The organism is uncultured Microbulbifer sp. (assembly GCF_913055755.1).
Lineage (GTDB): Bacteria > Pseudomonadota > Gammaproteobacteria > Pseudomonadales > Cellvibrionaceae > Microbulbifer.
Window position 1 is genome coordinate 1 of sequence record NZ_CAJXKH010000112.1, and the last position, 11,067, is coordinate 11,067.

Genomic DNA, 11,067 nt, shown 5'->3' on the forward strand with positions numbered 1-11,067 from the left:
CTGACGACGATGGTACCCGGTACGTCTTTGTATTTGATGCCCGGCGCCTGTCCCGGCCGCGCCTGGTGATGTATCCGGAGTATGTGCTGTCACAGCTGAAGTGAGGCCCCGAATCTGGAGAGAAGGCCCGCGCAAGCGGGCTTTTTTGTGCCTGCTTCCCGGTGGGCGCTATCCGCTGAGCGCGTATTGGCAGAGTTTGCTGTACTGGCTGCCGCCGGGTGCCAGCAGGCTGTGGTAGAGCACCAGGTTGTCCAGGTGGCAGAGGTGAGATGCGGGCAGGGGCTGCAGCCGTGAGAAGCCCCGGCGCGAGCGCGCCAGGGTGAAGTGGGGCCGGTAGCTGGCGCTTTCCGGTGGTATCCCAATATCCAGCATCAGCTGGCGGCAGTCCCGGTGCAGGGCGTCCAGCTCCGGGTTGGGCAGCAATTCGGTGGCCAGCAAGCGGGAGCGCTGTTTCGGGAAGGGCTGGGTACATACGGCCTGGGCGAACAGCGCTGGATGCCGCGAGGCTGTTGCCTGCAAGCGCGACTCGATGTCTTCCACCTGTGTCGAGGCAACTTCACCGAGAAATGCCAGGGTCAGGTGCCGGTTGCTGTGGCCGATCCAGCGCGCATCCCGCGGCAGTGACAATCGGCGCAAGTGCTCGACCGTTGCATCGAGGAATTTCTGGGTTGCCCTGTCAGGTTCCACGCCGATAAACAACCGCACCTCACCGTTTACATCTGCCATCGATCCTCCCTGAAGAAGTTGGAGCGCGCGTAGCCGCTCGTGGTTTCATTTGATTTGCCGTGACTGCAAGGTGCGCAAAAAAAATGTTTGCAAGGTCTTGAATAGCCTCTCCGAGGCCATATCTCTGTTCTTGAGGGAGGCAGGCTCGACAGAGGTGCCTCTCCGGAAACCCCGACTGCCGGATTGATGGCGGCGGGATATTGAAACGCCCGGTCTTTGACGGGCCCTGTAAATATTGCTCTGAATTGAGGATATAACAATGCGTACTTTAGATCTTTCTCCCCTGTACCGTTCTGCAATCGGCTTCGATCGTATGGCGAACCTGCTGGACTCGATGAGTTCCGCCGAGCAGAACCAGCCCGCGTATCCCCCCTACAACATCGAGTTGACCGGAGAGGATGCCTACCGAATTTCCATGGCGGTTGCCGGCTTTGATGATTCCGAACTGGATATCCAAATGGAACAAAACCGCCTGACTGTCAGCGGTCAAAAGCCGGCGGAAGAAACCAGTCGCAATTTCCTGCATCGCGGTATTGCCGCGCGCAATTTTGAACGGCGCTTCCAGCTGGCAGACCATGTGCGAGTCACCGGAGCCCAGCTGGCAAATGGCCTGTTGCACATCGATCTGGTGCGGGAAATTCCGGAGGCAATGAAACCGCGCAAAATTGAAATTTCCAACGGCAAGCTGCTGCAATCGCAAAAGGCCGAAGATGTGAACCCGGCTGAAGAGCAGGCGTCGAGTGACAGAGCTGCCTGACAGTAATCGCTGTCCGCTGTGCCGCCACCCGGCACAGCCCTTTCACCGCGATAAATTTCGCCCCTACAACCAGTGCGTTAATTGCGCACTGGTTTTCGTGCCTTCTGAATACTGGCTTTCCGCGGCAGAGGAGAAAGCCTATTACGACCTGCACGAAAACAGCGAGGAAGATGCCGGGTACCGGCGTTTTCTCGCTCGCTGTGCAGTGCCGCTGATCGACGCGCTGCCGCCGGCATCCTCGGGACTTGATTTCGGCTGCGGGCCGGCGCCACTGCTGGCGCGGATGCTCGCGGAGGCCGGACATCGGGTGTCGCTGTACGATCATTTTTATTTCGCGGACACCGGCGCACTCCACCGGCAATACGATTTTGTTGTCAGTACCGAGGTGGTGGAGCACCTGTGCGATCCCCTGTCCGAGCTGGAGCGGCTCTGGAGCCTGCTGCATCGCGGCGGCCTGCTGGCGCTGATGACCAAACTGGTGATTTCCCGGGAACGGTTTGCCAGTTGGCACTATATCCGCGACCCCACCCATATCGTGTTTTTCAGTGCGGTGACGTTCAAATGGCTGGCGCAGAAATTCGACGCCGAACTGACGTTTCCCGCTGCGGATGTGATTTTTTTGCGCAAGCGCTAATGGCGGCAGGTGTTGGCTGAGGGTCAGGTGTTCACCCGGAACAACTTGGCCCTGACCGTGGTGCGGTATTCGCTGGGAGTGGTGGCGAGAAACTTTTTGAACAGGGCGGTAAAGTGCCCCATGTCCTGATAGCCGACTTTTTCCGCGATTTCATTCACTGAAAGATTGCTGGATTGCAGCAGCTCTCGGGCCATATCCACGCGCACATTCTGCAGGTACTGCAGGGGTGTCTGGCCGGTTGCCAGTTTGAAGCGGCGGTTGAAAGAACGCACGCTCATGTCGAAATACTTCGCCACTTCACTGAGTTTCACGTCTTCACTGCAATGCTGTTTGAGCCAGGTCTGCGCCTGCACGATATCCTCGTCCGGGTGCAGGTGGACCGCCCCTTCCGAGTAGGCAATTTCATCGAACGGGCGGCGAATCTCGTGGGAAAAGTTGCGCTCCACATGGCTGGCAATGGCGGGGCCGTAGAGCTGGCGGATCAGGTGCACCGTCACATCGGCCAGCGCATTGACGCTGGCGGCACAGAAAAGCTTGTCCGCCTGGGTGATGAAGTACTGGCGCTTGAGCTTCACCTGCGGGTAATCCGCGGCAAACTGGTCGAAGTAATGCCAGTGGGTGGTTGCCGGCTTGCCATCGAGCAGTCCGGCCTCCGCCATAAAGCACACGCCGGTGCCCACCGCACTGATCGCCGCGCCCAGCTCCGCCTGGCGCTTCAGCCATTGCAGCAGCGCACCGCTGCGGCGCAGGGCGGGGCGGGGGTTTCGCCACAGGGCAGGGAGGTAGACGATGTCGCTGTCCGGCGCATCGGCCAGTGCCACATCCGGCGCCAGCTGGAAGCCCGAGCGCGACTTGACCGGTTTGCCGTCGATACTGGCGGTGACCAGCTTGAGGGATGCACTGTCACCATTGGCGCGCGCGCGGCTCTCGGCACCCCGCAGCATTTCCAGCGGCAGCACGGTGCCGGTTGAAAGCATTTGGTCGACTAGGATAAAGGTGACAGTGCGCATGGGTAACAGCTACTCCCTGAACGGTCGCCGAACCCTGTGACCGAGTTGTCACACTTGCGGAGACCGGGCACAAATTGGCCAGATGCTCAAAATTGCTGGCCAGTATGCCCATAACCCGGCCGAATCGCCAGCCCCTAAACTGGCGCACCATCGAATTTGCTCTTGTTGAACAGGCTGGAGGTCAGGATGCAGCGCCTACCCGTTATCACCGCATTCGGGGGATTTAACCCCGCAGGTCGCAGTTCTTTCCATCGCGGTTATAGCCGTCTGGTGTTGGATAGTCTGTCCGCCGCTGAGCGCACCGCAACGCTTTCCGATCTCGCCGCACTGATGGGCCTGCGAACCGGCGACGCCGCTGGCGGGCCCCTGGACGCCGCCCTCGAACAGCAGGTGCTCGACGGCACCCTGGTGCGGGAGCTGGAGACGCGCTTCTACGATTACCGCAAATGCCACTTCCACCAGCCTGCACAGCTGCAGAGCGAGGGCGGGTTTACCTTCGAAATGTCTGCGCGCCAGCTCCCGGCACCACTGCCCGAGGGCTGGTCGGTGGATTCCCTGGAAGACGGCCGCGTGCGCGTGCGCTGCGAGTCCCTGTCGGTGATGCTCGACAGCTACCGGGAAATCGCGGTGGGCTCTGCCGGCCAGCTGCCTACCGGGTTCGAACCGGGGGAACTGTACAACTCCCGTTTTCACCCGCGGGGCCTGCAGCTCGCCATTCTCGGCGCCTCGGACGCGGTCCAGTCCCTGGGTATCGATTGGGAACAGGTGGTCGCCAAGGCGGGGCCGGACAATATTTCCGTGTACGCCAGCTCTGCCATGAGCCAGCTGGACCCCAACGGCAACGGTGGTCTTCTGCAGTCGCGCCTGCGCGGCAACCGGGTCAGCTCGAAGCAGCTGGCACTGGGGCTTACCAGTATGCCGGCGGACTTTGTGAACGCCTATGTGCTCGGTAGCGTGGGCACTACCGGTGCGGTAGCCGGCGCCTGCGCCACTTATCTTTACAACCTGCGCGCGGCGGTGGAAGACATTCGCTGCGGTCGCGCCCGGGTTGCGGTGGTCGGTGCCGCGGAAGCACCGCTGGTGCCGGAAGTGGTGGACGGTTACACCACCATGGGGGCGCTGGCGAATATCGATGGTCTGCGCAAGGTATTCGGCGGCGATATCGATTTCCGCCGCGCCAGTCGTCCGTTTGGCGAGAACTGCGGTTTCACCCTGGGTGAGGGCACCCAGTGGGTGATCCTGATGGATGATGAGCTGGCGCTGGAGCTGGGTGCGCCCATCCACGGCGCGGTGGCCAACGTGTTCGTCAATGCGGACGGTCCCAAGAAGTCGATTTCGGCTCCCGGCCCGGGCAACTATCTGACCGTGGCCCGCGCCATGTCTGAGGTGCGGGCGATCCTCGGCGAGGAAAGTCTGCGCCAGCGCAGCTTTGTGCAGGCTCACGGATCCAGCACCCCGCAAAACCGGGTGACGGAGTCTGCGATTTTCGATCGCCTGGCCGCCGCATTCGGTATCGAGGCCTGGCCGGTGTGTGCGGTAAAAGCCTTCCTGGGGCACACGGTTGCTGCCGCTAGCGGCGACCAGCTGATTACCAGTCTGGGTATCTTTGCCCGCGGCATCCTGCCGGGGATTACCACGGTCGATCGCATTGCCGATGATGTCCATCACGATCACCTGGCGCTGTCCCTGCAACATGTGGAGCGCGCGCCGGAGTCCCTGGATGTGGCATTCCTCAACTCGAAAGGGTTTGGCGGCAACAATGCCACTGCCAGTGTGCTGGCACCCCACGTGGTGGAGCGCATGCTGGGCAAGCGCCACGGCGAGGACACCCTTACCGCCTATCGCAAGCGCAATGAGGCGGTCACCGAGCAGGCGGCGGCATACGACGCCAGTGCCAGCCGCGGGGAGCTGAAGGCTATCTACCGCTTTGGGGAGGGGTTGATCGATGAGAGCGGTATTGCCTGCGACGGCGAACGGATAACCCTGCCGGGCATCGGCGGCGACGTCGTGCTGCCGGGAGAAAACCCGTTCAGCGATATGGTTTAGGGCTTTCGCCTGCCGCTTCCTTCCTTTTATTCCGATTTTGTATACCCACTCGGTGCGGGGCGCCTGCGGCGGCCCGCACCTTTCCCTGTGGGGTTCTCTCCGCGCTTGCCGCGTCCAGTGTTCCCCGGTCCCGACGGTTAATTGTTCATGCCGGTGGCCCGGTGCAACTACTATTGCTGCAGCCGCGGGGCTCAGGGAACTTCCCCGAACCTCACGCCCTGTGGTCATTTTGCGTAAAGATTGATCGGATATGGCCTGTCTGCGCCAAAGCGGACAGTGGATATGGTAGAAATGGTATTCAAACGCACGTTTGAATCTGGCTATACTAGGTTTCGTTGACTGTACTCGCAGATATCGTCATTGAGTCCTGTAATGTGTGGCGCTGCCAGATTGTCAGTCAAACTTAAATCCCGACCCCCCGGACCGGTGCATACTCTGGTGTCAGAACCGGTCACCAAACAACGAGGTCAATAATGTTATTTAGTGGCAAAGCACTTTCAGTGCAGATGCTGGACAACGGCATCGCGGAACTGAAGTTCGACCTGGAAGGCGAATCCGTCAACAAATTCAATCGTCTGACCGTCGGAGAATTGTCTCAGGCGTTGGATGCAATCGAGAAAGCCGGTGATATCAAGGGCCTGCTGCTGACCAGCGGCAAGGGCGTGTTTATCGTCGGCGCCGACATCACCGAGTTCGGTGACGCCTTCTCCGCGGGAGATGAAGGTATCGCCAACCTGATGAACAAGAACAACGAAAACATCAATCGCCTGGAAGACTTGCCATTCCCCACTGCGGTAGCCATCAATGGCTATGCACTGGGTGGTGGTTTCGAGGTCTGCCTGGGCTGTGATTTCCGCGTGATGGGCGACCAGGCCAAAGTCGGCCTGCCGGAAGTGAAGCTCGGCCTGATTCCGGGCTGGGGCGGCACCGTGCGCCTGCCGCGGGTTGTGGGTGTCGATGTGGCGGCCGAGTGGATTGCCGCGGGCAAAGAGCAGAAGCCAGCGGCAGCATTGACCGCGCACGCGGTGGATGCGGTTGTGGCCAATGATCAGCTGAAAGACGCAGCGCTGAAGGTGCTGGGACGCGCAATCGCCGGCGAACTGGATTACAAAGAGCGCCGGGAAAAGAAGAAGTCCCCGATCCCGCTGAACGACACCGAAGCACTGATGGCCTTCTTTACCACCAAGGCATTTGTTGGCCAGCAGGCGGGCAGAAACTACCCGTCCCCGGTCAATGCGGTGACCTCCATCGAGCAGGGTTACAAGGTCGGCCGCGATGAAGCGCTCAAGATCGAACAGCAGCAGTTCATCGCCAGCGCCCAGACCGGTACCGCCAAATCCCTGGTGGGCCTGTTTCTGAGTGATCAGAAAGTAAGCAAGGTCGCCAAGGGCTGGGAGAAGAAATCCGACAAGCAGATCGAGCGCGCTGCGGTACTCGGTGCCGGCATCATGGGCGGTGGTATTGCCTACCAGTCCGCCTACAAAGGCACGCCGATCAAGATGAAGGATATCGATCAGAAGGGAATCGACCTGGGCCTTAAGGAAGCTGGCAAGCTTCTCACCAAGCTGGTGGATCGCGGACGCATGACCCCGGCGAAAATGGCCGAGACCCTCAACCGCATCGAGCCGACCCTGAGTTACGACGGTTTCGACAATGTCGATATCGTGGTGGAAGCCGTGGTCGAAAATCCGAAGGTGAAGCACGCGGTTTTGAAAGAGGTAGAGACCAAGGTCAGCGACGATACCGTCATTGCCTCCAATACCTCGACCATCTCCATCGACACCCTGGCGGAGCCGCTGGCACGCCCGGAAAACTTCCTCGGTATGCACTTCTTCAACCCGGTACACAAAATGCCGCTGGTGGAAGTGATTCGCGGTGAGAAGACTTCCGAAACCGCGGTTGCCCGCGTGGTTGCCTATGCCAACAAAATGGGCAAGAAAGCGATCGTTGTGCGCGATTGCCCTGGGTTCCTGGTAAACCGCGTGCTGTTCCCGTATTTCGCCGGCTTCTCCATGCTGGTGCGCGACGGTGCCGACTTCCAGGAAGTCGACAAGGTAATGGAGCGCTGGGGCTGGCCGATGGGCCCGGCTTACCTGATGGACGTGGTCGGTATCGATACCGGCGTACACGCCGAAAAGGTGATGGCGGAAGGCTTCCCGGATCGTATGGGTAAAACCTTCAAGGCCGCTTCCGATGTGATGTACGAAGCGGAGCGCTACGGCCAGAAGAACGGCAAGGGCTTCTACAACTACGAAGAAGACAAAAAAGGCCGCCCGAAGAAGGTCGCTACCGAGGAGGCGTACGAGCTGCTCAAGCCGCACGTGGCCGAGCGACGCGAATTCGACAAGGACGAAATCATCGAGCGCATGATGGTGCCGATGGCCACCGAGCTGGCGCGCTGTCTGGAAGAGGGCATTGTCGACTCGCCGGCAGAGGCGGATATGGCGCTGATCTACGGCATCGGCTTCCCGCCGTTCCGCGGCGGTATCTTTGCCTGGCTGGACAGCATCGGCATGGACAACTTCGTGAAGATGGCAGAGAAGCACGCTGACCTGGGCGAGCTCTACCAGCCCACCGAAGGCATGCGCGAAATGGCCAAAAATGGCACCACCTACTACGGCGACAAGTAAGGAGAGTTTCCATGAGCCTGAATCCTAGAGATGCCGTAATCGTCGACTATGCGCGTACTGCCATGGGTCGTTCCAAAAACGGTGTTTACCGCAATGTTCGCGCGGACGACCTGTCCGCCGAACTGCTGAAAAAATTCCTGCAGCGCAACGACAAGCTGGATCCGAAAGAGATCGACGATCTCATCTGGGGTTGTGTGATGCAGCGCGACGAGCAGGGCTTCAACGTTGCCCGTATGATCGTGCTGCGCGCCGGCCTGCCGCACACCATCCCGGCGCAGACCGTGAACCGCCTGTGCGGGTCCTCCATGTCCGCGCTGCACACCGCTGCCGCCAACATCAAGGCGGGCGTCGGTGACGTCTATGTCGTGGGCGGGGTGGAGCACATGGGCCACCTGAACATGATGGAGCACGTGAGCCCCAACCCGATGCTGGGCCGCCACATGGCCAAGGCAGCCGGTTCCATGGGGATGACTGCCGAATACCTGGCGATGATGCACGGTATCCAGCGCCAGCAGATGGACGAGTTCGGTGCTCGCTCCCACCAGCGTGCCGCGGCCGCCACCAAGGAAGGCAAGTTCAACCGGGAAATCATTGCCATCGAGGGTCACGACGACGACGGCGTGCCCTACCTGGTAGAGAGCGACCAGACCATTCGCCCCGACACCACCGTCGAGGGGCTGGCGCAGTTGCGACCGGCGTTTGACCCGAAACACGGCCAGGTGACTGCCGGTACCTCTTCGCAGATTACCGACGGTGCCTCGGTGATGCTGATCATGTCCGCGGAGCGGGCCCAGTCCCTGGGGCTGACCCCGATCGCCAAGGTGCGTGAGATGGCGTTGGCGGGCGTGGACCCGTCCATCATGGGTTACGGCCCGGTACCGTCTACCCAGAATGCCCTCAAGCGGGCAGGGCTGAGCATTGACGATATCGACAAGGTGGAGCTGAACGAAGCCTTTGCGGCCCAGGCGCTGCCGGTCCTGAAGGATCTGAACCTGCTCGACAAGATGGACGAGAAGGTCAACCTCTACGGTGGCGCCATTGCCCTGGGCCATCCGTTCGGTTGTTCCGGCGTGCGCATCACCGGCACCCTGCTGTCCGTGATGCAGAACGAGGGCGGCAATCTCGGCGTCTCGACCATGTGTATCGGTCTGGGGCAGGGGATTACCACCATCGTCGAAAGGGTTTGACCCTGGGGTAGATCCCGAAGACAAGGCGCCAATTTGGCGCCTTGTTGCTTTTTGGGAACGGGAGCCGCCAATCAGTCGGGCTGGGGCGGCTTTTGTTGAAGCGCTGTGCGCGCTGTGGCACAATCTGCTCCCCTCGTCGGGGCTCGCCGGGATTTCTCTGCAAAAATGCTGAAAAATCAAGGAGTTAGGGCGTGATGAGGTATGGGGACGTGGTGGAATTGGTAGACACGCCAGATTTAGGTTCTGGTGCCGCAAGGTGTGGGAGTTCAAGTCTCCCCGTCCCCACCAAACAGGAATTTCGAAGTCCGTGCCCGGTGGACTGGTCTGGAGATCCGGATCACCGCCGATAGAGGGTGCGGGCGAATTGTATTTGGCGGCCGGTCGTAACAGCCCGGCAACCGCTGAACGCTGGCGCTGCGGCGTAAATGATTTGCGGCCCGGTGCGATTGTAGAGAAGAGTCTCACGAGGATTATCATGCAGGTTTCTATCGAAACAACTTCCGGCCTGGAACGTCGCCTTACCGTCAATCTGCCGGCGGAAATCGTCGAGAAGGAAGTTGACAAGCGCCTTCAGCAGGCTGCCAAAACCGTACGTATCAACGGCTTCCGCAAGGGCAAGGTGCCCATGAAAGTGGTTCGCCAGCGCTTTGGTGCGGGCGTTCGCCAGGAAGTGCTGGGCGAAGTAATGAGCCGCTCCTTCTATGACGCGGTCCAGAAAGAGCAGGTGAAGCCGGCGGGTCAGCCGAGCATCGAAGCCAAGAACGTTGCCCCGGGCGAGAACCTGGAATACGTGGCCACTTTCGAAGTGTACCCGGAAGTGGAACTGGCGGACCTGGCCGAAGTTGCCATTGAGCGCCCGGTAGCGGAAGTGACCGACGCCGACGTCGACAACATGATTGACGTGCTGCGCAAGCAGCAGTCCGGCTGGAAAGAAACCAAGCGCAAGGCGCAGAAAGGCGACCGCGTCACCATCGACTTCGTTGGCCGTAAGGACGGTGAGGAATTCGAGGGCGGTTCCGCAGAAGGTCAGAATCTGGTACTGGGTTCCGGCAACATGATTCCGGGCTTTGAAGATGGCATCATCGGCATGAAGCCCGGTGAAGAAAAAGACGTTGAAGTAACCTTCCCGGAAGATTACCAGGCGGAAAACCTGCGTGGCGCGGACGCTGTGTTCACGATCAAGGTAACGGCTTCTGAAAAGCCCGAGCTGCCTGAGTTGAACGACGAATTCTTCGCCGCTTACGGTGTTGAAGAGGGTGGCGAAGACAAGTTCCGCGAAGAAGTACGCGGCAACATGGTTCGCGAGCTCAAGAATGCAGCCCTGAACAAGGTCAAGACTCAGGTCATGGACCAGCTGTTCGAAAAGCACGAAGTTGAAATTCCGGCTGCACTGGTCGCTGGCGAAGTTCAGACTCTGCGTGGCCAGATGGTTCAGCAGTTCGGTGGTCAGATCAACCCGGAAGATGCGGCGAAAATGCTGCCGGACACCATGTTCGAAGAGCAGGCCAAGCGTCGTGTTGTGCTGGGTCTGGTTGTTGGCGAAATCGTCAAAGAGAACAAGCTGAACGTTGATGCCGATCGCGTGAAAGCGAAGGTTGAAGAGCTGGCCTCTACTTACCAGCAGCCGGAAGAAGTGGTTGAGTACTACTTCAATAACCGTGAGCTGCTGTCCGGTGTTGAGTCCGTTGTACTGGAAGATCAGGTCGTTGACTTTGTCCTGGACAAAGCCACTGTGACCGAGGTTGAGAGCAGCTACGACGACGTGATCAAGCCTCAAAAGCAGGGCTGATCAGCAGCGCGGATCGAGTCAAAACGGCCACCTCCGGGTGGCCGTTTTTGTTTGCGGTGGGGGCGTCCTCGCCGGCTGGCTTTCTCGCCGCTGACCAGTTAAGCTCAGATTGACTGTTATCACCCGGTGTGTGCCCGTTCAGGGCAGGGTGATGTCCGCCAAAATACGCCAAAAAAAGGAAGCATCGTATCCATGGCAGCTTTTGATTACTCCGCAAAATCCCACGAAATTTCTGCTACTGGCGGCCTGGTGCCCATGGTGGTGGAGCAGACCGCCAGAGGCGAGCGT

General features: G+C 59.9%; 8 protein-coding genes and 1 tRNA gene. 7 read left to right on the top strand and 2 right to left on the bottom strand.

Annotated features, from left to right (window positions below; translation table 11 throughout):
- Positions 1-168 precede the first annotated feature (168 nt).
- Positions 169-726, bottom strand: a complete 558-nt coding sequence (gene thpR / locus QZ511_RS14895; protein WP_295803509.1) for an RNA 2',3'-cyclic phosphodiesterase — start codon at positions 724-726, stop codon at positions 169-171.
- 259 nt (positions 727-985) lie between these two features.
- Here thpR and QZ511_RS14900 point away from each other — a divergent pair, with 259 nt between their 5' ends.
- Both QZ511_RS14900 and QZ511_RS14905 read left to right on the top strand, forming a co-directional pair.
- Positions 986-1,483, top strand: a complete 498-nt coding sequence (locus QZ511_RS14900) for an Hsp20 family protein (RefSeq protein WP_295803511.1) — start codon at positions 986-988, stop codon at positions 1,481-1,483.
- Positions 1,467-2,117, top strand: coding sequence for a class I SAM-dependent methyltransferase (locus QZ511_RS14905; RefSeq protein ID WP_295803513.1), 651 nt, complete (start codon positions 1,467-1,469; stop codon positions 2,115-2,117). The genes QZ511_RS14900 and QZ511_RS14905 overlap by 17 nt, the downstream gene beginning before the upstream one ends.
- A gap of 23 nt (positions 2,118-2,140) precedes the next feature.
- Here QZ511_RS14905 and QZ511_RS14910 read toward each other — a convergent pair whose 3' ends face one another.
- Positions 2,141-3,127, bottom strand: coding sequence for a helix-turn-helix domain-containing protein (locus tag QZ511_RS14910; protein ID WP_295803515.1), 987 nt, complete (start codon positions 3,125-3,127; stop codon positions 2,141-2,143).
- Positions 3,128-3,397: 270 nt separating this feature from the next.
- Between QZ511_RS14910 and QZ511_RS14915 the strand changes: the two genes are divergently transcribed.
- The 5 genes from QZ511_RS14915 (at position 3,398) to tig (ending at position 10,779) form a co-directional block, all read left to right on the top strand.
- Positions 3,398-5,173 carry a beta-ketoacyl synthase gene (locus QZ511_RS14915; RefSeq protein WP_366935668.1) on the top strand — a complete coding sequence of 592 codons (1,776 nt, stop codon included), beginning with the start codon at positions 3,398-3,400 and terminating at the stop codon, positions 5,171-5,173.
- Between the two features lie 473 nt (positions 5,174-5,646).
- The gene (gene fadB, locus QZ511_RS14920) at positions 5,647-7,803 is read left to right on the top strand and encodes a fatty acid oxidation complex subunit alpha FadB (protein ID WP_295803519.1); all 2,157 of its coding nucleotides are present in this window, start codon (positions 5,647-5,649) and stop codon (positions 7,801-7,803) included.
- 11 nt (positions 7,804-7,814) lie between these two features.
- Entirely contained in the window at positions 7,815-8,990 is a 1,176-nt protein-coding gene (gene fadA, locus QZ511_RS14925; RefSeq protein ID WP_295803521.1) for an acetyl-CoA C-acyltransferase FadA, read from the top strand.
- A gap of 203 nt (positions 8,991-9,193) precedes the next feature.
- Positions 9,194-9,278, top strand: a tRNA-Leu gene (locus QZ511_RS14930).
- Between the two features lie 187 nt (positions 9,279-9,465).
- A complete protein-coding gene (gene tig, locus QZ511_RS14935; RefSeq protein ID WP_295803523.1) occupies positions 9,466-10,779 on the top strand; it encodes a trigger factor in 1,314 nt (437 codons plus the stop codon).
- Positions 10,780-11,067: the final 288 nt, after the last annotated feature.

Coding starts and splice junctions, on each gene's coding strand:
- fadA (WP_295803521.1), top strand. CDS start 7,815: ATGAGCCTGAATCCTAGAGATGCCGTAATCGTCGACTATGCGCGTACT.
- fadB (WP_295803519.1), top strand. CDS start 5,647: ATGTTATTTAGTGGCAAAGCACTTTCAGTGCAGATGCTGGACAACGGC.
- tig (WP_295803523.1), top strand. CDS start 9,466: ATGCAGGTTTCTATCGAAACAACTTCCGGCCTGGAACGTCGCCTTACC.
- thpR (WP_295803509.1), bottom strand. CDS start 726: ATGGCAGATGTAAACGGTGAGGTGCGGTTGTTTATCGGCGTGGAACCT.
- QZ511_RS14910 (WP_295803515.1), bottom strand. CDS start 3,127: ATGCGCACTGTCACCTTTATCCTAGTCGACCAAATGCTTTCAACCGGC.
- QZ511_RS14900 (WP_295803511.1), top strand. CDS start 986: ATGCGTACTTTAGATCTTTCTCCCCTGTACCGTTCTGCAATCGGCTTC.